Origin of the sequence: Streptomyces ambofaciens ATCC 23877, assembly GCF_001267885.1 — a bacterium.
GTDB classification, from domain to species: Bacteria; Actinomycetota; Actinomycetes; order Streptomycetales; family Streptomycetaceae; genus Streptomyces; species Streptomyces ambofaciens.
Genome location: NZ_CP012382.1, coordinates 7,943,206 through 7,963,686, shown reverse-complemented (window position 1 = coordinate 7,963,686; position 20,481 = coordinate 7,943,206). Strand labels below are relative to the sequence as shown.

Here is a 20,481-nt window from a genome sequence, read left to right as displayed (position 1 = left end):
GACAGCGCACCTCCCTTAGGGTGCATGCATGTTCGAGAAAAACCTCGCTGTCGCCGCGGAGCTCTTCCGTTCCCAGGCCGCCGCCAGGAATCTTCCCCCGCAGACCGTCGAGGCGTTCATACGCGGCGTCCGCCCCGCGATTCATCTCGCAGAGAGCAACGGGCCGCGGTGCGTGGGCCAGAGGGGCGGTGATCCGTCCCTGCCGTTGGGCGCGCCGATCCCAGCCAACCCCTTCGTCTTCTCCATCGACTGCGCTCTGCTGCCGGAGCGCGCAACCGATCTTCCGCTGCCCCCCGACGGCCGGCTGCTGTTCTTCGCCTCTGTCGAGTGGGACGGCAACGGCGAAGGCATCACCTCCGACGCCGTGCGCTACGTCCCGGCCGGTACGCCGACCAGGCCACGTCCCTCCACGGGGCCCTCGTCGACTCAGAGCCCGTACCGACAGCGGCCCCTCGGCATCGTCGGGTCCGGCCTCTCCGCACTCGACTCGTACGACTTCGCCCGCAAACAGTGGGGCGAAGAGCACGACGAAGAGCAGGAGGACCTCGCCCTCAAGCTCGGCGAAGTCTGGCAAAGGGCGACCGACCCGCAACTCCTGGACGTGAGCGGGCCCATCCAGCTCGGCGGCAATGCAACGGCCACGGAACTGGACGAGCTGTTGGAAGCCGAGGACGGTGAAGACTGGGTGAACCTGGCATCCTGGACCTGCCAGGACGAGGACCTCGACTCCATCGAATCCGCCACCGTCGTCTGGGCCATCCAGCGCCACGACCTGGCCGCCCTGCGCTTCGACCGCGTCTTCACCCACCAAGAACAGTGACCGCCCTCCACCGCCGACTGGGGACCGTGTGCGCAGCCGAAGCACGCGGCCTAGCTCAAAGCGGGCGCAGCGCACCTCTCGCAGGCTGCCTGCGCGACGCGGAAACCTGGCGAGCCGGCTTGGGCACGACCTGTGGCCTGGCCAGTGCCTACATCCGTGTTCAAGCGCGGATCTCCGCAGCGGCGCAGCGTACATCGAGGGCATCGCGGGGGATGCGTTCGGCGACATCGGTGGCGGTCTTGGCGGTGACGGTGACGAACAACCCCACCAACCGTGCCCGCGGCCATGGCGCACCTGTTCGGGAGGCGGACGTCACCGTCGCTCCTCCCAGACACCGGATCACGCATGCACACTGGCTACTGCCAGTACCCGCTCCCCCGCTTGGTCTGTCAGGGACGTGTTCCGTCCTGTCGCGACTCGCGGTTGTGCCCCGTCCGGACGAGGGTCCCCATTTTCCGGGGACGTCCCCGTAACCTGGGCGGCAGCCGTCGAAGGGAGGCCGCCATGCCGGACGAGCCGATGGGCCCGCGCCCGCTGGGTACGGCAATGCGGGAGGTCACGTTTCCGGACCAGTCCCGTGGAATCATCCTGGTGCAGGCCGGGACACCGCAGGACGAGGCTGACGCAATGGCCGCACGCGTGTGGGCCGGGCTGCCTGAGGACCGAGAACCACCGACGCCACCCCACCGGCAACGCAGGTAGGACGCCGCCGCGCGCGGCGGTGGCCGGTGAGCCGGGCTGGCTGGCCGGCCGGGATAGGTGACGGAGCCCTTGCTCTGTCGCCTCATCCCTTGGCCAGCCTGTCTCGGCGGCATGGGGCGCGGCGTCTCTTCGGGGAGGTCACGCAACTGAAAACGGGTGGGTCTCGGCGAGGGCCGCGAAGTGCGGCCGCTCGACCACCCACCCCTCTGCGCGGCCCAGCTGTCAGGCGTCGGCGATCGTCGTGGTCACGGGCGTGCCGGTCTCCACGGTTCTGCTCACGGTGCAGAGACGGTCGTGGGATGCCTTGACCGCACGGGGCAGGATCGCACGGGCGCGCTCCGCTTCCTCCCCGTCCGGGAACGCCACGGTGAACGTGACCTCGAGGTTCGTCATGCGGTTGCCCAGGTCATCGCTGATCTTGTCGCCGGTGACCCTCACGGAGAACTGGGTCGGCTCTGCGTGTCGGCCGGTGGCGACGTCGACGTCCACAGCCGTGCATCCGCCGATCGCGGCCAGGAACAACTCGACAGGCGTGAATCCGGTGTCCGGACCGCTACCCGGGGAGGTACCGAAGCTGATCGATCCGCCACGGGCGTTGGTCGCTACGAACTGGCCGCTGCTGATGCGTTCGACGGTGACGGAACGCTCCGAGTTTTCGCTCATGCCGTCGACACTAGCCGTATCGCGGTGCCGCTGGTCGGGTGCGCGTGCGCGTCGGGAAGTGGCTGTATGGCGACAGCCCTCACCGACCGAGAGGCGCAACGCCTGCTCGCCGGCGACCCGGCGGGGGACGCAGCACGGAGCGTGGAGCCGTTCGGCACGGTACCCGACACCTGGGGACAGCTGGAGCCCGTACGGCCCGGCCTATCGCGTCAGGTGTTGTCCGTAGTCGGCTTCGCGTGTGGGTCCTCCCGGTTGCCCTGTGCAGGGCGGATGGCCGCTCAGACTCTGCCGAGGGCCGTGGCCAGCGCGGTGGCGGTGGATGCGATCACCTTGTCGTCGTGTGCGGTGTTGTCGTGGTTGCGGTTGGTGTACACCGACAGGATGAGCGGCGCGTCCGTTCCGGGTGGCCAGACGATCGCCAGGTCACTTGCGGTGCCATGGTTGCTCGCGCCGCCGGTGCCGGTCTTGTTTCCGACCGTCCAGTCCTTCGGCAGCCCCGCCTTGATCCGGTCGGCGCCGGTGACGCTGGCCTTCAACCAGCCGACCAATCGCGCCCGGTCACCGCCCTGAAGGGTGTCACCGGTGGTGAGTTCGGTGAAGGTCCGTGCGGCCGCCGCGGGGGTGGTGGTGTCCCGCACTCCGCCGGGCTCCCACTCGGTCAGCCGAGGTTCCGGGCGGTCCAGGCGACTCGACCGGTCGCCGACGGCGCGGAAGAAGGCGGTCAACCCGCGCGGCCCGCCGATCTGCTCCAGAAGCAGATTGCCCGCGAACCCGTCGGACTTGGTGATCCCGGCGCGGCACAGCTGCGCGGGCGTCATCCCGGTGTCGGTGTACTCGGTGGTCTCCGGGGAGTTCGCGGTCAACCCGGCCATGTCGGCGGGCTCCCAGCGCACCACCTGCTCCATCAGCCCCGGGTCACCGGTGCGTGCCTTGTCCAGCACCGCGGCGCATGCGAACACCTTGAACGAGGAATTGAACGGGAAGCGTTCGTCGGCGCGGTACGCGACCGTCCGGCCGTCCCCCAGATCGATGCCCACCGCACCGATCCGCCCGTCGTAGGACTTCTCGAGTGCTCTCAGCGTCTTGGACAGGCCGGAAGCGGAGGAGGCGCTGCCCTGCACCCGGGCGGCGCTGTCGGAGGCCTTCACCCCGTCGGCGGCGTGCGTGTCGCCGGTGAGTGCACCCACCGCACAGGCGAGGCCGCCCAGCAGCGCCAACGCGGTCAACGTGGCGAGCGATAAGCGCAGTCGGAGATGTCGCGTCATACCGGAAAGACAACCAAGGAGCACTCGGCAATGTCCAATACCGCTGGAACACCGATCCACGCGCTTCGACCGCCTCCAGATACGTCGTGCTGTCGCCACGTCAACGAGTGGTTGTGACCCGCACCTTCAGGAAGGGCGGGCGGAGGGCCATTGGAGTGTGGCGGTTCAGGGGTCGACGGCGTGTTCGGTGAACTGGCCGCAGGAGCGGAACCCCAGGCGGTGATAGACGGGCTCACCGTCGGCTGATGCCTGCAGGACCGCGATGCGGTGGCCTCGGTCGCGGGCCGAGCGCAGTGCCGCGAGCGTGATGGCGCCGCCGTAGCCGCGTCGGCGGTGGGCGGCCAGGGTCGAGATGTTGTAGATGCCGGCTACCCCCGCGTGGTGAAAGACCTCGGCGGAGCAGACCGGACGGTTCTCCACGTAGCCGACGAGGTACCGGGCCGGGCACTGCGCGGCCAGTGCCTGCGGGGTTGCCTGGGCGAAGAAGCGGCGGACGGTTTCGGCGGGCGGGTCCCAGTTCGCGGCGAGAACCATGGCGTAGTCCGCGAGCTGTCCGGGCGTGGCCACCCTCTGGATGTCCAGTTCCTGGGCGGCAGGCGGTGGCAAGGTGTCGTCGAGTTCGGCCCACATCGCCGTCTCGCGTTCGGATGGCGGCAGACCGGCCGCCGTCAGGCGGGTGCCGAGGTCCCGTGGTGTCGAGGCGGGCCCCACCCACCAGGAGAAGCGACGGCCGGTACGAGCCAGCGTCCCTGCAGTCTCGGTGATCCGTGCCGTGGCGTCGGCGGCGGTGAAGCGGGCCGCCGCAACGATGTTGAACGTGTCGTCGTCCAGGCCGCTGTCCGCGACCAGGAGGTCACCAGCATCCGTGACGGTCGCACCGGTCATACTCCGGTGCAGGTGACAGGCATGTTCCGCCAGGTTCCGCTCCATCCTGTCCAGCAAGTCGGCTTCGTTGAGGGAATGATCATTCATAGCGATCGATCCCAGCATGCCTGGGCGAAGGTCGCATGTGGTTTTGAGGCGTCCGTCGGCAGTGTCGCGTCGCCGACCAGCACAGAGGATGTGAACGCTCCGGCAGTGCACCCCTCGTGCATGGTCTCTGCGGACCTTCACTCTGACGAGCCGACATTCTTGCGCCTTTCGGCTGGCCGCCGCTGTCATCGTTGGTCGTGACACGCGCGCAGGCACGCTCTTTCGTGTTCTTCGGCGCGAGAAGGACAAGGCTGGGAAGTAGAAGGCGAAGGGTTTTCCATGGTCATCGGGGACGTTCCCGCTTTCACCGGCACGCCCGTCGTGGGCCATCCGCACGTCGAAGAGATCCAGTCCCAGTCACTGAAGTGGATGGGTGACATGGGTCTGCTTCCCGACCCGAAGGTACGGGCCCGGTATGCGGGCATGCGGGTGGGGGCTTGGCCCAGCCATTGTTATCCGTACACAAGCTTCGACTACGGCCTGTTGCTCGCCTACTGGTGGTCTTGGTGGACCTACGTGGACGACGTCGCACCGCAGATGGACTGCGATCAGTGGCTGAAGCTGTCGCTGGACATGGAACACGTGCTGCGGTGCGCCGGGGACAGCGCGGTACCGGCCGGTGGCTCGGACTCCTGTCAGCCGGTACTGCGTTCCCTGGCGGACCTCTGCCGGCGCACAGCCGCCGCCGGCAGCGATGCCTACTACGATCAGGTCGCCGCCGGTAACATCGACGCCCTCTACGGCTTCGGACTCGAGGCATTCAACGAGCGTCTGCGTCGCGCGCCGGACATCGACCTGGAGGTGTCGAGGCACTGCGAGTACCTGCGGGGAAGGTACAAGACGATCGGGCTCATCCTCGACGTGGCTTACATCGAGGGCGCTCTGGGCTTCGACGTTCCGTCTTCGGTGCGCCGCACCACCGCCTGGCAGGACGTGCTGGAGACGGCGTTCAGCGTCATGATCCTTCAGAACGACCTGGTCGGAGCGGCTCGGGACGAAGCAGCCAGTGACACCCACAACGCCGTCAATCTTCTGCGCCGGCTGCACGGCCTCTCGCGCGCGGACGCCGAGCACCAGATCACCCGCGCCATCGCAGCCCGGATTGCCGAGTTCCTCCACCTTGAACGCGTCTTCCCCGACCACGTGACCGATCTCGGCCTGCCCGCCCTGGATCTCGAACGGGTCCAAGACATCATCGGCAAGCTGAAGATCATGAGCCAGGGTGCGCTGGCCTGGTACACCGAGACATCCCGCTACATTCCCGCCAGCCGGACCGCGAACAGAGCAGACAACTTCGCCTCACGGTGCCAGACATGACCGAACGGTGGACCGCATCGTCCAAGCCGAGCGCCGTCGGTGCCGAAGTCGTTTCCGACTCCCTTACCGACTTCCTCGCGGCATCATCTCGCCCCGCCGAAGCTCGTCCCTCGGGCCGAGGTGATGCCGGGAGGCCGTACGGAGCGGCCCGTCAGGGCACCGTCACTGCGCGAGGGCGCTGCACGCGGTCAACTCGACCCAGATGTGAGCGCTGATGCTGTTGTTCGCGCTGCCGAAGACCGGGTCCTCCATGAAGTAGTCGTCGCTGAGGTTCGAGGCGTAACCCTCGGCGCGGGTCAGGCAGATGTGAGGGTTGAAGGCCGACCCGGTGGTCGGGTTCGCGAAGAACTTGACCTGTGAGTACCTACCCATGTTGAGCACTGACGAGGCCCTGTTGGTGTCGGAGCCCTGGAAGCTGCTCGCGGAGTCGCCCCAGTTCTGGTCGTTGCCGACCGCGAGACCGAGTTGCCCCTCGCAGTTGGCGCCGTTGTAGGCGTACATGTAGCCGGCGAGAGCGTTGTCGTAGTTGTCCGCGCACGTGGCCGCCGCGGCGGCGGAGGCGCTGGGCAGGGGGCCTACCAAGCTGATGCCGACAAGCGCCGCTCCGACAGCCGCGGCAGAGAGTTTGCGCATGATGAGCTCCTTCGGTGGGTGGGGTGCAGGGATCGCGGACAGGGATCCGCCGCGAGTGAAGTGGCAGGGGGATTCGGTGGACTGTCAGGAAAGGACGTCTTCGGCCTCACGCAGGGCGTGCAGGCGCATCGTGCGGTAGTCGTCCCTTTCCCTTTCGTACCGCTGGAGTGCCTTCTCCCGGTACGAGGTTTCGAGGGCGCGCATGATCTCGGCCAGGGAGGTCTTCCGGGCACAGGTCGCGTCGAGAACCGCGAGTGTCCTGTCGAACTCGTGTGCCTTGGCGGAAGGCATCCCGTCCGTCACCACCATGCGGTTCCGGCGCAGCCGGCCCGGGTCGGCGAAGGGGCGACCGGCTTCCTTCATGCACCGCGCCCATTTCGCGAGGGGCTTCTTGAGTCGAGCATCCTCCATGAGGTCCCGGCCGTAGAGCGGCAGGATGCCCTCGATGGTCTTGCGGGTGACGAACCATGCCTCGGAGTCCCCGTAGAGCTTCGCACGTGCCTCGTTGGCGCACCCGCCGCGGGGAGCGTCCACCGTGCCCGTTCCGCCGGGCAGTTCGACGCTCATTCGGTCCCGGTAGTCGCCGTCCAGGGCCCGGTTGAAGGCGGCTCGCTCCGGTGGACGGAGCTTGTTCTGATAGACGGTGGTCGGGTCGGTCCGACGGATCTCTTCGGACCGTTCCTCGAAGCCGCGGCCGTAACCGTGCTTCCGCGCCCACTCCACGTCGTCGGTGACATAGCGACCGGCCTTGCGCTCGTCCACGCCGGGCACCGGCAACTCCCAGTAGCGATGGCCCTTTTCCTCCATACAGGTCTTGACGAGCCGCTCCTCGGCGCGCCCGATCTCGATCTCCTCCCGGACGGTGAGATCCCGCACCTCGACGTCCGGAGTGGCCTGCTGCTTCGTCTGGACGTCGCAACCGGCCACGCAGCACAACACCGCGGTCACGGCAGCGGCGACGAAGGCCTTCTGCTTCACGAACGTGTCACCTTTCCGGCCGAGGTGGCGCCGGGCCTGGATGCCCGGCGTGCGGACGTGGCCGCCCGTCGCGACGCCCGCCTCCGGCCCGCGGCCGTTCCGGGGGATCTGGTCTCGGGATCGCTTGAAGACCGTAGGCCGGACGCGGTGGCGGAACTTTGTCAGCCGTGCAGGATGCTTTGTCAGCCGTGCGCGAGGTGGTGCGCGGGTCTCGGTACCTTGGGCCGGGGGCCTACGTGTGACCGTCGTGTCCGTTGAACCGCGGCACCGATCCCTACCAGAATGATGTCGGGATGCGTCCGTGGCGAAGGGTGAGCCGTGAGGGAACGGGCTGTGGAGTGGTCGGGCCGACCCCGTGACCGCCGCGGACACGGGTCCGCCTCATGAGCCCGGTCCTGGACACTGCGTTCATTCCGCCGCGCGACCGGGAGGAGCTGGTGCGGCACGCGGTGTGGGAATCGCTGGTGGCGGTGGACATCGAGCATCGTCCCGCGGCCGAGGACATCTCCGTCCGCATCGGGCTCGGCGACGTCGGGCCTCTCACGTTCTGTACGGCGCGGGCGTCCGCGGTCACTGTCCGTCGCACTGAGCGGCTGGCCCGGGCGGACGAGGAGCCGGCCGTCTTCCTCGGCCTCCAGGTGTCGGGCACCAGCCTGGTGGTGCAGAACGACCGCGAATGCGTGCTGAGGCCGGGAGAGCTGGCCGTCTACGAATCGGTCTCTCCCTACACACTGCTCTTCGACGAGGGGGTCGACCACCACTTCCTCCGCTTCCCGCGCGCGGCGCTCGCACTCCCCGACCGACTGCTACGGGACACCAGCACGGTCACTCTGGGATCCGACAACCCCGTCGCGCGTCTCGCCTTCGACTATTTCTGCCAACTGGCCGCCACCGACGAACTGCACCAGGGCGGGCACGCCGACGCCGTGGTGGAACCCAGCATCGAGCTCCTCCGCGCAGTCCTGACGTGGCAACACGGCAACTCCGAACTGGCCAAGGGACCGCTGGAGGCGACACTCACCCTGCGCGTCACGCAGTACGTCCGGGCCCACCTGGCAGACCCGGATCTGTCGGCCGCACGGATCGCTCGCGCACACGGCATCTCCGTGCGCCACCTCTACGCGGTGCTGTCCCGGTCGGGCATCAGCCTCGGAGACTGGATCCGTACACACCGCCTTGCCGCATGCAGGCGAGAGCTGGCCGGCCCGAAGGGGCGGTCGCGCACCATCGCTGCGGTGGGGCGGAGTTGGGGCTTCGTGGACGCCTCCCACTTCAGCAAGGTTTTCAAACAGGCGTACGGACTCTCGCCACGTGCATGGCGCGACCACCACCGTCCTCGCTCCTCCACGTGAGGAGCACCGACCGCCTCCAGGATTCGCCTCGCCTGATCAGGACCCGACTCCCACGAGCCGCGCTCAGACCGCCCTTCTCGAAGGCGCGCCGCCCGAACACCAACCACGTCCGCAGCGACGGTGCTCTGCGACCGCATTGGGGCAGCTGCCGTTGTCAGACCCAGGTGGCAACATCAGCGAAGTGAACCAGTCAGCAGGTACCGGGGCGCCTGATCGGCACGGCGACGCACCACAGCGCATCGCCCGTGTGGCGCCCCCTGCCGCACGCCCGGTCGCCGGAACGCCGAGCATCCGGGCGGGGCCGCCTGCCCCCTGTGTGCCGGCGGCACCGCCCGGCAGCCCCTGTGCCGGCTCGGCACCCTCCGCAGAGCTCTGTGGTCTCGCCGCCCGGTGCGGCACACGGGCCACTGACACCTTCGACAGCAGAAAGCCATTCTTCGATGACCACACAACCCCTACCCACCGAGCGCAGCGCCCCGCAGACCGCTTCCGTCGTCACCGACCTGCCGTTCAAGCCTCAGCTCGTCAAAGCGGTGTTCAGGGACGTGACCTCGTTGCACGTCTCCCGGCCGGCCGCCTGGGCTGCCGCGTCGGTGACGCGGACCGTGCTGACGGAGATCATCGACGGCGCGAGAAGCGCGGCGGCCGAGGAGGCCAGGAAGAGGCTGATTCCCAAGGACCTCATCTCGGCGATCGACCGGAACATCGAGGTGGAGGTGGGATCGGAGTGGTACCTGCACAGCCCCACCTTCCACGGCCTGATGGGCGAGGTGCGCAACGCCGATGGTGCGCTCGTGTCTCTTCGTCAGCGCCGCGGGGCGCGTACACCCAGGGGTGTGGCCGGCGCCCACCGGTTCGAGGCCGGGGTGAGAAGGCTGCTGGAGAGCCGGGGGGTGAGGGCGGTCCCGGCGATGGTCCGCGACCTGGACGGAATCGCGAGCGTGTTCCTGACGGGCCTGGCCCGGGACGCGGCGAAGGTCGTCCGCGAGGGCGGGGTCAAGCGGTTCGGGACGGTCAGTCCGGTGGTGCCGGGCGAGCCGGCCCCGGTCCCGCTGCTCAAGGACCCCCTCCTCGCCCTGTCCACCCGCTGCGGGGACGGGCGTACTGTCGGCGGGGACGACGTCCTGGCCGCCGTCACGATGCAGCTGTTCGGCGATCTCAGGCAACGCGCCATCACCGAGGCAGTCGAGATGACACGGAATACGCGGGGCAACTGATCGGCCGGCGCGTGCGCTCTGCCCCGCGGGAGCGCCAGGTCGAGATCGGCTCCTGGGTGCCGACCGTCGAGGAGGTCCGGGCCCGCCAGATGCCGCCCACCCTCGTGTTCATCCGCGTGCCGGAGGTCAAAACCGTCAAGAACCGGCTGCATCTCGACGTCAGTCCGATCGACCGCAGCACCGAGAACGAGGTGTCCAGACTGCTCGGCCTCGGCGCCACCAGGGCGGACGTGGGCCAAGGAGCGGACCGCAACTGGGTGGTCATGGCAGACCCCGAGGGGAACGAATTCTGCGTCCTGCGCACCCTGGTACAGGGCTAGTTGGCGCCGTGACCAGGAATGGTCACCGCAGTGAGGTGGTGACGGTGAACAGTGGCGCGAGCTGGTCGGCGGCCTGCTTCGAAATCGTTGGACATGTTTCGGGTTCGTCAGCGAGCATCCGCAGGTGACAGATGAAGCCGATCTCCGGAGACCGCTCCTGCGGAGCCCGAAACGCGTCCGTTTTGTCGAGCTGGCCGGTGGTGCGATGTCCGCCTTGCTGGCTGGAGACCTGTCCGGGGCCGGCAGGGAGGCCGGAATTTCGCTGACCGAGTACTTCATGACCGACAGCGCACGGTGGCTGTGGCAGTTCCGGCTCGACCAGATGGCCGCCGATCCCGGCCATGCGCGGTGGATGGTGCGGCAGGCGGTCGTCGGCGACGGAGGTCTCGTCGTCGGACATGCCGGGTTCCACGGACCTCCCGATGAGGCCGGCATGGTCGAGATCGGCTATTCCGTCGCCCCCGACTTCCGTCGCCAGGGATATGGCCGGTCCGCGCTGGTCGAGTTGCTTCGCCTGGCAGGAGCGGAGCCCACGGTCACGACCGTGCGGGCGACGATCGGCCCCGACAACGTGGCGTCCCTGGCCACGATCTCGGGCTTCGGCTTCGTCCAGGTCGGAGAGCAGTGGGATGAGGAGGATGGTCTCGAACTGGTCTTTGAGGTCCCTGCCTGCCGGCTTCCGCTCACTTGACGGGGGCACGGACCGACGGGTGACCGGTTGGCTGGGTCCGGCCGGGCACGTCGTCGCCGTCTGGACACGAAGTCCCCCTCGGCAGAGCTGAGCAGGCGGGGACGACGACCCTCCCGCCCGCTGAGGGTGCACGAGGGCCGGCCGAGTGGTGTCCGGCGCGAACACCAACCGGCGTACCTTCACGGACACAGCGCTTGGCGGACGAGAGCCGGAGGGTCAGAGGAGGGTTCGGCCGCTGACGGCGCCGCCGGGGTCGTCGAACAGAGCGATGCGGACGGTGATCCGCTTGCCGACCGGCTCCCGGCGGGCTTCGAAGCCCTGGGCCACCGCCATGACGATCTCCAGCCCGTGCTGGCCGACCCGGCCGGCATCGGCAGCCCGTGCCATCGGCAGGGCGGAGTCCGAGTCCCACACCGCCACCTCGACCATGTCACCGGTGATCCTCAGATCCACCAGGATCGGGCCCGGCGCGTACTTGCGGGAGTTGGTGACGAGCTCGCTGATCACCAGCTGGGTCACCTCCATCGCCCGCTGGGACACCGGCAGCCCGTGCTCGGCCTGAACCCGGGACAGGAAGGCCGCTGCCACGTGGCGGGCTCGGCCGATGTCCGCGCTGTCACCGTCCAGGGCGGTCGTCGTCTGGAGGACCTGCTCATACGGCGCCGGGCCGTCCTCACCCACAGGCGTTGCTTCCACTGCGGCCACCTTCGCTACCCCGTTCATGCCCGCGCGCATACCCACGCACGGTCGGCCCATGCCTGCCAATATCCGGCACCGGTCTTCTGGCAGGACCGTCTTCCGTGAAGCACGGCAGCGGAGGCCCCGTCAGGTGCGGTGCGGGGATGTGCAAGGATCCCCCACATGGCCCAGGAACAGACGACGGACAGCGGACGCCCCGATCAGACGGACAGACTGTCCGCCGTATCCACCGTCATCGACGGCATCCGCGTCCTGGCCCTCACCGGGGAGATCGACAACGACACCGGAGGGCAGCTCAGGCAGGCCCTGGACGTGGCGGGCACGGACCGGCCCCGCATCGTGCTCGACATGCGCCAGGTCACCTTCATGGACTCCAGCGGCATCAACATCCTCATCGCCGCCCACCAGGACATCGCCGCGTCCGGTGGCTGGCTGCGCTTGGCCGCCCCCACGGACGCCGTCCTGCGCGTCCTGCGACTCGTCGGCGTGGACCAGGTCATCGACTGCCGTTCCACCCTCGACGGTACTCTCACGCCCTGACGGGCCGGACCTTCCCCGTTACCGGTTGGGCGACAGCGACGTAGGGACGAATCGGCCTCTGGGTGTGAGACGGCCGCGCGGGCCTGCTTGATGCTCACGCCACAAGAACCCGGGCGGTCGATGGCGCGTCATGGCCGGCCCGGTGGAGACGTCAGACTCGCTCCAGAGGCCGGTGTGGCCCGCCGGGAAGCTCCACTTTGATCGTGTCGCCCGGGCGCACCACGCCGCCGTTCTTCACGATGCTCATGATTCCTGCCTTGCGCACGATGTTGCCGGCTTCGTCACGGCCGACGACCTGCTTGAGCAGCCCGTCCTGGAAGTTGTCGATCTGCAGGCAGGGGTTCCGCAGGCCGGTCACCTCCAGCACCGCCTCGTCGCCGATGCGCAGCAAGGTGCCGACCGGCAGGCCCAGCAGATCGATACCGCTGGTGGTGATGTTCTCGCCGAGGTCACCGGGCAGCACCTCGAATCCCGCCGCACGGACTTCGGCGAAGAGCTCTTCATGGATGAGGTGCACCTGGCGCAGGTTCGGCTGGGTGGGGTCCTGCGCGACGCGTGAGCGGTGCTTGACCGTCACGCCGGCATGCACGTCGCCCTCCACACCAAGCCCGGCGAGCAGCGTGATGCTGTCCCGGTTGGGCTTGGTGAACGTGTACTCGCCGTTGCTGCTGACGGCTGTCACTGTCCCGCTCATCCTCCGAGCCCCCTCCTCAATGACAAGGATCACCCACGACTCTAGCCCTCGCCCTCGGCGCCAGGCGCCGCAGGCTGTCCCCCGTACCGGCACGGCCCTGCCGCACGACTGGGACCCGGGCACAGCCGCCGACCGGATCCGTCGGCCTCTCCTCGACAGCGTGCACCGGAACTTCCTGGTGAGGATGGCGGAGAGCCCATCTGCGATCCAGAATGATCCGATGGTCACTCTTGAGACTCCCCGTTTGATCCTGCGTCGCTGGCGCGAGGAGGACGTTGCCCCCATGGCCGCCGTCAATGCCGATCCCGAGGTCATGCGGTGGATCCGTGACGGCAGCGTCCTTGACGAACAGCAGACTCGCCGCAGGGTCCAGGCATGGGAGAGCGAGTGGGAGTCGGAAGGCTTCGGCCTGTTCGCCGTGGAGATCCGGTCCACTGGCGAACTGGCCGGGTTCACCGGTCTCTCGGTGCCCAACTTCCTGCCGGAGGTACTGCCGGCGGTCGAGGTCGGCTGGCGGCTGGGACGTTCCCACTGGGGGCAGGGACTGGCCACCGAGGCCGCTGCGGCAGCTGTACGGTTCGGGTTCCAGGAGCGAGGGCTGGAACGGATCGTCAGCATCGCTCAAGTGGGCAACAACGCCTCCGAACGGATCATGACCAAACTGGGCATGCATCCGGTCCGTGAGACCGTGAACCCCTCCTGCGACCGGCGAGTGCGGGTGTTCGAGTTGGCTTCGGATCAGTACGCCACAACCGCTCGTTGATCGCAGCGATGAGGACGGGGCCTGTCCCGCCACGGGACACCGGTGTGAACCCGGGACCGTATGCCGTCGACCAGCTGTCACCGGGCTCACCTCGGCGGGCAGCCAAGCTTTGCTACGAGCGAAGCGCATCTCACCGCTGACGATCTGGTGGACGAGCACCGGTGATGGTGGGCGGGTCAGGGCCGCGGGAATTCGAGCGGCAGATCTCGGCGGAAGACGGCCATGGCCCGGCCGGGGCCGTCGTAGCCGTCGACGATCGTCGCGTCGAAGCCGAGGCTGCGGTGGAAGGCGACCGAGCCGGTGTTCCCGACCGACGTGATCGCCTTCAACGTCCGTGCACCGTGGCGTTCCGCTGCTTCAGCGAACGCCGTGTACAGGCGACGCCCGAGACCGGTACCACGGGCATCGTCCCGCGTGGCGATCAGATGCACGTACCCGGTGCCGCCCGGGGTGACGAACCCGAAGACGTACCCGCGGATGCCGTCCTCGGCCCGGGCGACCAGGCAGGTGGAGCCGAACTCCTGCACCATGGCCAGAAGGTGCAGCGAGCGCAGGATGCAAGCCTGGGCCCGCGCGGCCTCTTCCCACCTGCCCGTCGCCTAGCGGGCGCAGTTGGCCAGGTGCAGCCGGCACTCGGCGAGCGCCTGTGCCACGGTCCCCCGCTCGTCTCCGTCCGCTGGATCGAGTAGTTCACCGGCGGCCACAAGGGCTCCCCAGAACTCCGCGGGCCGACCGCGGTCGGCCCGCGGACCGGAACGTGCAAGCGAACGGAAGACGCTCTCCAACTCGCCCGTGACGAGGCGGCGTGAGAGACCGAGGCCGTGGCCGCTCGCCACACCCCCCATGGCACGCATCGCGGTCCGCAGACTCTCCGCGATCACCGACTCCCGCTCGTCGAGCTGTCTGGGGATGTCGAACACCCCGAGCACCGCCATCAGGTCGCCGTACAGCTCCTCCTCGCCAGGGCGGAACTCGCTCCGCACCTGTTGCGGCGTGCCGTGCAGGCGCCGCAGCAGCTCCGACTCCGGAATCCCCATCGCCCGGCCGACGGCCAGCACCGCGTCCCACCAGCATGGCGTCCGCGCGGCGAGTTCACCGCAGACCGCGGCCGGCGGTGTCTCCGACTGCAGCCTTTCCCACGCCAGGGCCACCAAGGCTGCGTCGACATCCGATCCGCCGCTCGTCATCTCGCTACCTACCTCGTTGCAACGGCCAGGCGACCGGCTGGCGCACGCCCTGGATGATGCGACGGTAGCGGCTTCTGGTAGAACCGGCCGTGCCGAGAGTGACTCGTCCTCTGCCTCGGACTACGCCCTGGAGCCCGCCTTGTCCCTGGGAACAGCAGCCTGCGTCCGCGTCCGACCTGTCTCTCTCCTCCTGGCGACCATGTTCGCGGCCTCGGCACTCACCGGCTGCACGCTGACGGATCTCGCCCGGGACTGCGAGGGGGCCGACGCCCGGGTCGAGGAGATGGCGGCCCTCGGCATCCTTGACTCCCGGCCCGACAGAGCCACCGTCGCCCGGGGCTTCGAGGAGGTCGACGCCGGCTGCTGGGCCGACAGCGGCGACGTCACGGTGTACGCAGAGCGGACGTACGCCTTTCCCGGCACGCGGGCCGAAGTGGCGGCGCATTACCGGACAGCAGCGCAACAGGACGGATGGAGCCCGGACCCCGACGCTGCGCCCGACGACCTGAGCTTCGTCAGGAAGACGATGAGTCTGCGGGTCGTCTTCCTCACCGCCGAGCTTCTCGCGGAAGAGGGCCATGGAAGCCGTCCCGACCTCAGCACGGATGCCGGTTACTCGATCAGCGTCGACTCGTACTGACCGCGGCAGCGAGGCAGGCTGCTGCCGGACGTCGGCATCGAAGAGTCACGCCCGCGTCAGCAGCGGGGCGAGGGGACGGCAGCTTGGTAGGGCTCGGCGGTCTTCGGGGGAAACCCAGGGGATCGAACGGCCGCGCGCTGCTACGGTCGGGCCCCATGAGCTGGCTTCCCGATGACTTCGTCCACCCCGTGCTGGTCCCGCTGCCGGGTGGTGGTCATCACCTGCGGCCGATCCGGGAGGCGGACACCCCGCTCGACTATCCGGCTGTGATGGGCTCGCGCGAGCGGCTGTGGACCATCTACGGCCCGGCCTGGGGCTGGCCCGCGGCCACCATGACCTTCGAGGCGGACCGGGCCGACCTGTTGCGGCACGAGAAGGAGATCGCCGCACACCAGTCCTTCAACTACGCGCTGTTCGACTCGGCGGAGACAGCCCTGCTCGGCTGCGTCTACATCGACCCGCCGGAGAGGGTCGGCGCGGACGGCGACATCTCATGGTGGGTGGTGGACGATCTGGTGGGCAGCAAGGTCGAGCAGGCCCTCGACGCGCTGGTGCCGCAGTGGATCGCCACCGACTGGCCGTTCGAGCAGCCGCGATTCATCGGCCGCGAGATCTCCTGGCCGGACTTTCTCGCCCTGCCGGAGCACCCCGCCGCGTGAGTGGCTGCCTCCGGCAGCGGCCACCGGCGCAAGCGCCACCTCGTGGCCCTCTCCCCCGGCCTGCTCCTCACCGTGACGGTCACCTGGCTCGACGAAGGTCATCGCGCCGCCGAGCAGCCCGCCGACGATGAAGTCCGCGTCGGCTCCGCCCAGGTCGCCGCTGCCGGCGAACACCGGCCCGCACACCCGCTGCCCCTCCGGTAGCTGCCTGAAGGGTGCGAAGGGCCGTTCAGCAAGCTCGAACTGCTCTGCGATGTCCTCCACCACGTACGCGGGCACCGCCGCGGTCAGATGAGCCAGGGTGGTGCGTGCGTCGGCCAGGGTGAGCAGGTTACGGCGCCGGGAGAAGACGCCATTGCGGTAGACGGCCTCATAGAACCCGGCCACGTGACGGAGCCGGGTCAGCTCCTCCTCACCCAGCCGGAGCGCGCTGCCCAGGTGAGCCCGCCGGCGGTCCAGCAGCTGGGTGCCCGCTGTGTGCAAGGCCCTACGGACTTCGAGGGCCGGAGCACCTTCGATGGCCAGGCCGCTGCCCAGTAGTTCGACGCCGGCCGTCACCGCGTCCCCTGGGCCACTCCCGAGACTGAGGCGGAGACGGTAGTCGATGGTGCGCCCGAGGCGCTGAACTGGCCGATCTGGCACGGCGGTCGGTGCGGGCATCGGCCGTGCCGCAGGAGTGCGGGTCGAACTGTCGGGGAGGATCGTCGGCTGGTCGGCTCATGCCCCCTGACCTGGGCCGAAGGGCGGGGCACTCGGGTGGTTCAGGCGGCGCTGCCGCCTTTCACACGCGCGGACCCCTTCACCGCGCCCCGTCCTCGGCAGCTGTCGGCCCTTGATCAATGGCTCGTTTTCGTCTACCGACTGTCAGTGGCGTGAGCAAAGGTTGCGCATGTCCAGGCCTCGACCGGGGCCCTGGATGTTCGAGTCCGTGCAACCCCACCACCCAAGGGAGAAGCATGCGTACCGAGATCGTTCTGTCCCACGAAGCCCCCGAGCTCGACCTCGACCTGGACCTGCGCGTCTCCGATCTCCCGGAGCAGGCCGAGTCGTTCGGCCAGGGCACCTTCACCTCGCCCAGCAGCTACGCGATCGGCACGCGCTGCCCCATCTGTTGCTGACGGACTGAGGCCCCCTCGGGGCTCTTCCGAGCGGGGCGGTCCCGGAACCGCCCCGCTCTTCCGTACGACGGCGAGGAGCACACACGTGGCGGCGGAGTCCGAAGCCCAGCAAGCAACGTCAGCATTCGAGGTACGGGAGCCGGTGCTCGTCCGCATGGCGAGTCGGCCACGCGGCGCCGCTCTGGCCACGGTCGACGCCGCCGAGCCGGTTTCCGGGGCGCGGCAGCTCGCCTCCGATCCCCTGCTCGGCCAGGCGGTCCGGGTCGCCAGCGGCTCGCTGGCCCGCAGCCTGGCCGGCCTGGCCAGTGACGAAGGCGCAACCGCGCTGGGCCGCAAGCGGACCCTGAGCGCCGCGCGGACCCTGACGCGGTACGCCCGCCGCGCCGGGGCGCGCCCCACGCCGTTCGGCCTGTTCGCGGGTGTCGGCACCGCCCGGTTCGGTTCCGCGGCCAAGGCGGAGCCGGGCACCGGCGAGGTCGCGGTCCGGCTCGACGGGGCGTGGCTGCGCCGCCGGGTACTGGCCTGGCTCGCCGAGCCCTCCGTCCGCAGGCGCGTGGACGTCGTAATCAATGACCTGTGCTTCCTGCGGGACGGGCGGCTGTATCTGCGCACCGGCGGACAGGAGCAGTCCGTGCGCGACAACGCCCTGGTCGGCGCCGTGCGCGAACGGGCGCGGACTCCGGTGCCGTATGCCGAGCTGCTCGTCACGCTGACGGAACGCTTTCCCACGCTGGACGCCGAACGGCTCGACCGTCAGCTGGCCGGACTCGTGCAACACGGCTTCCTGCTCACCTCGATCACCCCGCACCGCATCGACGCCGAGCTGCTCGACGGCATCGAGGCGGTCCTGGAGGCGGCGCTTCCCAACGACGCGCAGGCGCTGCGGGACGTCCGGGCGGCCTGTGCACGGCACCAGGAGGACCCCCCGGGGCTGGGCGGCGACTCCTGGCAGCAGCTCCTGGACGAGGTCCGCCGCCTCGACGTCCCCGGCACGGACGGCGACGCGCACGCCCGGCCACCCCTGCACGTGGATCTGCACATACCCGGCGAGTTCGTCGTACCGGAGGCAGTCGGCCAGGAGGTGTGCCGGTATGCGGCCGCGATCTGGGCGATCACCCCGGAGTGGACGACGCTGGCGTACATGCGGGACTACCGCGAACGCTTCATCGAACGCTACGGCACCGCCTGCGCCGTGCCGTTGGGCGAGCTGGTCGACCCGCACCGCGGACTCGGCCTGCCCCCCGAGTACGGTGCGGAGCCCGTGTACGCACGCAACGGCCCCGGAGACGAGGCGGACGGCCCCAGGCGCGCGATGATCGGCGAGCTGCTGCAGGAGGCCGTCCTGTCCGGCGGCGACCTGGTGCTGACCGACGACATCGTGGGGCGACTTGCCGAAGTCGCCGGGCACGATCCCGCGGCCGCGCCGCCGCGCAGCCTCGAACTCTGCTTCCAGGTGCTCGCCGAGAGCACCGCCGCACTGGACCGCGGCGACTTCCGGCTGCTCGGCAGTCCGCACATCGGGGCCTGGACGGCGGGCGCCACCGCGGGCCGGTTCGCGGCGGCTGCGGGGCTCACCGGCGAACTCGCCCGGCTGGCCGCCGACACCGCCGTCGACCCCGACGACGCGGTGATCGCGGCCCAGGTGGAGTTGATGCCCCACGAGCCGCGCGGCCTCAACATCGTCCAGGTGCCCCGGCTGCTGCCGTACCGCATCCCCGTCGGCATCGCCGACGACCGGGACGACCCCTGCTGTCTCGACTGGCGCTCGCTGGTCGTCGCCGCCGGCTCCGACGGGCTGCGGCTGCTGTGTCCGGAGAGCGGCCGGCCGGTCCGTCCGGTGCTGCCGCACATGCTGGCTCTGGACACACAGGCTCCGCCGGTGGCCCGGTTCCTCATGGATCTCGCGGCGGCCCGGCCCCGAATGTGGTCGGGCTGGGACTGGGCGGGCCATGACGCCCTGCCCTACCTGCCGCGCATTCGGTACGGGCGGGTGGTGGCGATGCCGGGGCGCTGGCTGCCGGGCCGCCGGCTGCGCGACGCGGCCCGGGCACAGGGCGCCGAGGTGTGGGAGCAGGGTCTCGACGCGTGGCGACGGCGCCTCGCCGTCCCGGACCGGCTCCAGATCGCGCGCAACGACCAGATGTACCCCGTCGACCTGCGCGAGTCCTGGGACCGGAGCCTGCTGCGCGCCGAACTGACCGCCGCACATCCCCAGTTCGTCCTCTATGAGGACCTGACGGCCGACGGCGCCGGGCTCGGCTGGAACGGCGGGCACAGCACGGAGATCGTGGTGCCCCTCGCGGGGGCGCGGCGGCCCGCCGGGCGTACGGCACCGGAAGACACCGCGCGGGCGCGGACCGCCCTGCCGGTCCGGCCTGCCCCGGCCCGGATCCATCTGCCGGGCGAGGACTGGCTGTTCGTCAAGTGGTACGCGGAGCCGTCGGCCCACGACGCTCTGCTCGTCGATCATCTTCCGGCCGTGCTCGCCGAGGTCGAGGACGAGGTCGACCGCTGGTTCTTCCTGCGCTACCAGGATCCCGAGCCGCATCTGCGGCTGCGTTTCCACGGCGATCCCGCGGCGCTGAACGGCCGGGTGCTGCCCGTGGTCAGCCGTGTGTCACGGGCCCTCGTCGAGCGCGGGGCCCTGCGCACGATGACCCTCGACACGTACCGGCCCGAGAGCGACCGGTACGGAGGCGAGGCCCTGCAGGAGGCGGCCGAGCGGTTCTTCCGCACGGACAGCCTGTCGGCGCTCGTGCAGTTGCGCGCTCTGCGGGGCGTCGCGCGGGCGCTCCCCGCCGCCGTGCTCGCCGGGCTCGGGCACGCGGTCCTTCTGGAGTCCCTCGGGGACTGGGACTGGTGCGGCTGGGTCGACCGGATGTTCACCAAGACCCCGGAGCACGAGGTCTACCAGCGGCACCGCGCCGTGGCCGACCGGCTGATCAGACCGGGGAACGCGGTGTCGTCGGCCGCGGAAGCACTCGGGGCGCCGTCCCTCGGCGCGCTGTGGTCCGAGTCGCCCGAGCCGCGCGCGTACGGGCAGTTGCTCCTGTCCGCTCCGGAGGCCGACCGCGACGAGGCCCTGCTGTCGCTGCTGCACATGCGGCACAACCGCCTGTTCGGCATCGACCGGGCGGCCGAGACGCGCGGGTACGCGGTTCTGCGGGGCGCGGTGCGGACCCATGCCGGGCGCCTGCGGCACGAGGGAGGGAGCGGACGATGAGCGGGAGCACCGGGGCGGGACGCGGGAG

The 20,481-nt window shown here is 69.7% G+C and carries 20 protein-coding genes and 2 pseudogenes; 13 read left to right on the top strand and 9 right to left on the bottom strand.

The annotated features are described in order from the left end of the window. Nucleotides 1-28: 28 nt before the first annotated feature. Nucleotides 29-820 (top strand): DUF1963 domain-containing protein, encoded by a 792-nt coding sequence (locus SAM23877_RS34580; protein ID WP_053141744.1) that lies wholly within the window; start codon nucleotides 29-31, stop codon nucleotides 818-820. 924 nt (nucleotides 821-1,744) lie between these two features. Here SAM23877_RS34580 and SAM23877_RS34575 read toward each other — a convergent pair. From SAM23877_RS34575 to SAM23877_RS34565, 3 genes are all read right to left on the bottom strand, one after another. Then, nucleotides 1,745-2,185, bottom strand: a complete 441-nt coding sequence (locus SAM23877_RS34575; protein WP_053141743.1) for an OsmC family protein — start codon at nucleotides 2,183-2,185, stop codon at nucleotides 1,745-1,747. A gap of 278 nt (nucleotides 2,186-2,463) precedes the next feature. After that, nucleotides 2,464-3,450: a class A beta-lactamase gene (gene bla / locus SAM23877_RS34570; RefSeq protein ID WP_063796804.1), complete on the bottom strand. Its 987-nt coding sequence runs from the start codon at nucleotides 3,448-3,450 to the stop codon at nucleotides 2,464-2,466. 165 nt (nucleotides 3,451-3,615) lie between these two features. Beyond that, nucleotides 3,616-4,380, bottom strand: a complete 765-nt coding sequence (locus SAM23877_RS34565) for a GNAT family N-acetyltransferase (RefSeq protein ID WP_053143168.1) — start codon at nucleotides 4,378-4,380, stop codon at nucleotides 3,616-3,618. 321 nt (nucleotides 4,381-4,701) lie between these two features. Here SAM23877_RS34565 and SAM23877_RS34560 point away from each other — a divergent pair, with 321 nt between their 5' ends. Beyond that, nucleotides 4,702-5,739, top strand: coding sequence for a terpene synthase family protein (locus SAM23877_RS34560; RefSeq protein ID WP_053141741.1), 1,038 nt, complete (start codon nucleotides 4,702-4,704; stop codon nucleotides 5,737-5,739). A gap of 162 nt (nucleotides 5,740-5,901) precedes the next feature. Here the strand turns inward: SAM23877_RS34560 and SAM23877_RS34555 are convergent, their stop codons facing one another. Both SAM23877_RS34555 and SAM23877_RS34550 read right to left on the bottom strand, forming a co-directional pair. Continuing rightward, the gene (locus SAM23877_RS34555; protein WP_053141739.1) at nucleotides 5,902-6,372 is read right to left on the bottom strand and encodes a hypothetical protein; all 471 of its coding nucleotides are present in this window, start codon (nucleotides 6,370-6,372) and stop codon (nucleotides 5,902-5,904) included. A gap of 84 nt (nucleotides 6,373-6,456) precedes the next feature. Continuing rightward, on the bottom strand, nucleotides 6,457-7,350 hold the full coding sequence (locus tag SAM23877_RS34550; protein ID WP_053141737.1) for a hypothetical protein: 894 nt from the start codon (nucleotides 7,348-7,350) through the stop codon (nucleotides 6,457-6,459). Between the two features lie 383 nt (nucleotides 7,351-7,733). Between SAM23877_RS34550 and SAM23877_RS34545 the strand changes: the two genes are divergently transcribed. The 4 genes and pseudogenes from SAM23877_RS34545 to SAM23877_RS34530 all read left to right on the top strand — a co-directional run bounded on the left by SAM23877_RS34545 (nucleotide 7,734) and on the right by SAM23877_RS34530 (nucleotide 10,930). Beyond that, a complete protein-coding gene (locus SAM23877_RS34545; RefSeq protein ID WP_063796803.1) occupies nucleotides 7,734-8,702 on the top strand; it encodes an AraC-like ligand-binding domain-containing protein in 969 nt (322 codons plus the stop codon). A gap of 440 nt (nucleotides 8,703-9,142) precedes the next feature. Further along, complete coding sequence (locus tag SAM23877_RS40925; protein ID WP_053141735.1) at nucleotides 9,143-9,919, top strand: hypothetical protein; 777 nt, start codon at nucleotides 9,143-9,145, stop codon at nucleotides 9,917-9,919. Nucleotides 9,920-9,948: 29 nt separating this feature from the next. After that, nucleotides 9,949-10,239: pseudogene (locus SAM23877_RS39815) on the top strand (VOC family protein); the annotation flags it as partial. A gap of 124 nt (nucleotides 10,240-10,363) precedes the next feature. After that, nucleotides 10,364-10,930, top strand: coding sequence for a GNAT family N-acetyltransferase (locus SAM23877_RS34530; RefSeq protein ID WP_425314775.1), 567 nt, complete (start codon nucleotides 10,364-10,366; stop codon nucleotides 10,928-10,930). A gap of 216 nt (nucleotides 10,931-11,146) precedes the next feature. On the opposite strand, the gene SAM23877_RS34525 is transcribed toward SAM23877_RS34530, so the two are convergent. Continuing rightward, nucleotides 11,147-11,653, bottom strand: coding sequence for an ATP-binding protein (locus tag SAM23877_RS34525; RefSeq protein WP_418080525.1), 507 nt, complete (start codon nucleotides 11,651-11,653; stop codon nucleotides 11,147-11,149). A gap of 138 nt (nucleotides 11,654-11,791) precedes the next feature. On the opposite strand from SAM23877_RS34525, the gene SAM23877_RS34520 reads away from it, so the two are divergent. After that, the gene (locus SAM23877_RS34520) at nucleotides 11,792-12,169 is read left to right on the top strand and encodes an STAS domain-containing protein (protein WP_079030598.1); all 378 of its coding nucleotides are present in this window, start codon (nucleotides 11,792-11,794) and stop codon (nucleotides 12,167-12,169) included. Nucleotides 12,170-12,320: 151 nt separating this feature from the next. Here the strand turns inward: SAM23877_RS34520 and SAM23877_RS34515 are convergent, their stop codons facing one another. Continuing rightward, nucleotides 12,321-12,863: an MOSC domain-containing protein gene (locus SAM23877_RS34515; protein WP_174532275.1), complete on the bottom strand. Its 543-nt coding sequence runs from the start codon at nucleotides 12,861-12,863 to the stop codon at nucleotides 12,321-12,323. A 220-nt stretch (nucleotides 12,864-13,083) separates the two neighbouring features. Here SAM23877_RS34515 and SAM23877_RS34510 point away from each other — a divergent pair, with 220 nt between their 5' ends. After that, nucleotides 13,084-13,626, top strand: a complete 543-nt coding sequence (locus SAM23877_RS34510; RefSeq protein ID WP_079030861.1) for a GNAT family N-acetyltransferase — start codon at nucleotides 13,084-13,086, stop codon at nucleotides 13,624-13,626. A 176-nt stretch (nucleotides 13,627-13,802) separates the two neighbouring features. On the opposite strand, the pseudogene SAM23877_RS34505 reads toward SAM23877_RS34510, so the two are convergent. Further along, nucleotides 13,803-14,180: pseudogene (locus SAM23877_RS34505) on the bottom strand (GNAT family N-acetyltransferase); the annotation flags it as partial. A gap of 45 nt (nucleotides 14,181-14,225) precedes the next feature. Beyond that, complete coding sequence (locus SAM23877_RS34500; RefSeq protein ID WP_053141726.1) at nucleotides 14,226-14,813, bottom strand: hypothetical protein; 588 nt, start codon at nucleotides 14,811-14,813, stop codon at nucleotides 14,226-14,228. A 199-nt stretch (nucleotides 14,814-15,012) separates the two neighbouring features. Between SAM23877_RS34500 and SAM23877_RS34495 the strand changes: the two genes are divergently transcribed. The 5 genes from SAM23877_RS34495 to SAM23877_RS34475 all read left to right on the top strand — a co-directional run bounded on the left by SAM23877_RS34495 (nucleotide 15,013) and on the right by SAM23877_RS34475 (nucleotide 20,453). Further along, complete coding sequence (locus SAM23877_RS34495; RefSeq protein ID WP_053143157.1) at nucleotides 15,013-15,453, top strand: hypothetical protein; 441 nt, start codon at nucleotides 15,013-15,015, stop codon at nucleotides 15,451-15,453. Between the two features lie 155 nt (nucleotides 15,454-15,608). Next, nucleotides 15,609-16,112 carry a GNAT family N-acetyltransferase gene (locus tag SAM23877_RS34490; protein WP_053141725.1) on the top strand — a complete coding sequence of 168 codons (504 nt, stop codon included), beginning with the start codon at nucleotides 15,609-15,611 and terminating at the stop codon, nucleotides 16,110-16,112. Beyond that, nucleotides 16,113-16,316 (top strand): hypothetical protein, encoded by a 204-nt coding sequence (locus SAM23877_RS34485; protein ID WP_053141722.1) that lies wholly within the window; start codon nucleotides 16,113-16,115, stop codon nucleotides 16,314-16,316. It abuts the gene before it with no gap. A gap of 752 nt (nucleotides 16,317-17,068) precedes the next feature. Then, on the top strand, nucleotides 17,069-17,230 hold the full coding sequence (gene lanA, locus SAM23877_RS36835; protein WP_063484126.1) for an SCO0268 family class II lanthipeptide: 162 nt from the start codon (nucleotides 17,069-17,071) through the stop codon (nucleotides 17,228-17,230). Between the two features lie 85 nt (nucleotides 17,231-17,315). Beyond that, nucleotides 17,316-20,453 (top strand): lantibiotic dehydratase, encoded by a 3,138-nt coding sequence (locus SAM23877_RS34475; protein WP_053141718.1) that lies wholly within the window; start codon nucleotides 17,316-17,318, stop codon nucleotides 20,451-20,453. Nucleotides 20,454-20,481: the final 28 nt, after the last annotated feature.

What these genes read in the sequence shown, in the direction of transcription:
- SAM23877_RS34580 (WP_053141744.1), top strand. Translation starts at nt 29, where the DNA reads ATGTTCGAGAAAAACCTCGCTGTCGCCGCGGAGCTCTTCCGTTCCCAG.
- SAM23877_RS34575 (WP_053141743.1), bottom strand. Translation starts at nt 2,185, where the DNA reads ATGAGCGAAAACTCGGAGCGTTCCGTCACCGTCGAACGCATCAGCAGC.
- bla (WP_063796804.1), bottom strand. Translation starts at nt 3,450, where the DNA reads ATGACGCGACATCTCCGACTGCGCTTATCGCTCGCCACGTTGACCGCG.
- SAM23877_RS34565 (WP_053143168.1), bottom strand. Translation starts at nt 4,380, where the DNA reads ATGGAGCGGAACCTGGCGGAACATGCCTGTCACCTGCACCGGAGTATG.
- SAM23877_RS34560 (WP_053141741.1), top strand. Translation starts at nt 4,702, where the DNA reads ATGGTCATCGGGGACGTTCCCGCTTTCACCGGCACGCCCGTCGTGGGC.
- SAM23877_RS34555 (WP_053141739.1), bottom strand. Translation starts at nt 6,372, where the DNA reads ATGCGCAAACTCTCTGCCGCGGCTGTCGGAGCGGCGCTTGTCGGCATC.
- SAM23877_RS34545 (WP_063796803.1), top strand. Translation starts at nt 7,734, where the DNA reads ATGAGCCCGGTCCTGGACACTGCGTTCATTCCGCCGCGCGACCGGGAG.
- SAM23877_RS40925 (WP_053141735.1), top strand. Translation starts at nt 9,143, where the DNA reads ATGACCACACAACCCCTACCCACCGAGCGCAGCGCCCCGCAGACCGCT.
- SAM23877_RS34525 (WP_418080525.1), bottom strand. Translation starts at nt 11,653, where the DNA reads ATGAACGGGGTAGCGAAGGTGGCCGCAGTGGAAGCAACGCCTGTGGGT.
- SAM23877_RS34520 (WP_079030598.1), top strand. Translation starts at nt 11,792, where the DNA reads ATGGCCCAGGAACAGACGACGGACAGCGGACGCCCCGATCAGACGGAC.
- SAM23877_RS34515 (WP_174532275.1), bottom strand. Translation starts at nt 12,863, where the DNA reads ATGAGCGGGACAGTGACAGCCGTCAGCAGCAACGGCGAGTACACGTTC.
- SAM23877_RS34510 (WP_079030861.1), top strand. Translation starts at nt 13,084, where the DNA reads ATGGTCACTCTTGAGACTCCCCGTTTGATCCTGCGTCGCTGGCGCGAG.
- SAM23877_RS34500 (WP_053141726.1), bottom strand. Translation starts at nt 14,813, where the DNA reads ATGACGAGCGGCGGATCGGATGTCGACGCAGCCTTGGTGGCCCTGGCG.
- SAM23877_RS34495 (WP_053143157.1), top strand. Translation starts at nt 15,013, where the DNA reads ATGTTCGCGGCCTCGGCACTCACCGGCTGCACGCTGACGGATCTCGCC.
- SAM23877_RS34490 (WP_053141725.1), top strand. Translation starts at nt 15,609, where the DNA reads ATGAGCTGGCTTCCCGATGACTTCGTCCACCCCGTGCTGGTCCCGCTG.
- lanA (WP_063484126.1), top strand. Translation starts at nt 17,069, where the DNA reads ATGCGTACCGAGATCGTTCTGTCCCACGAAGCCCCCGAGCTCGACCTC.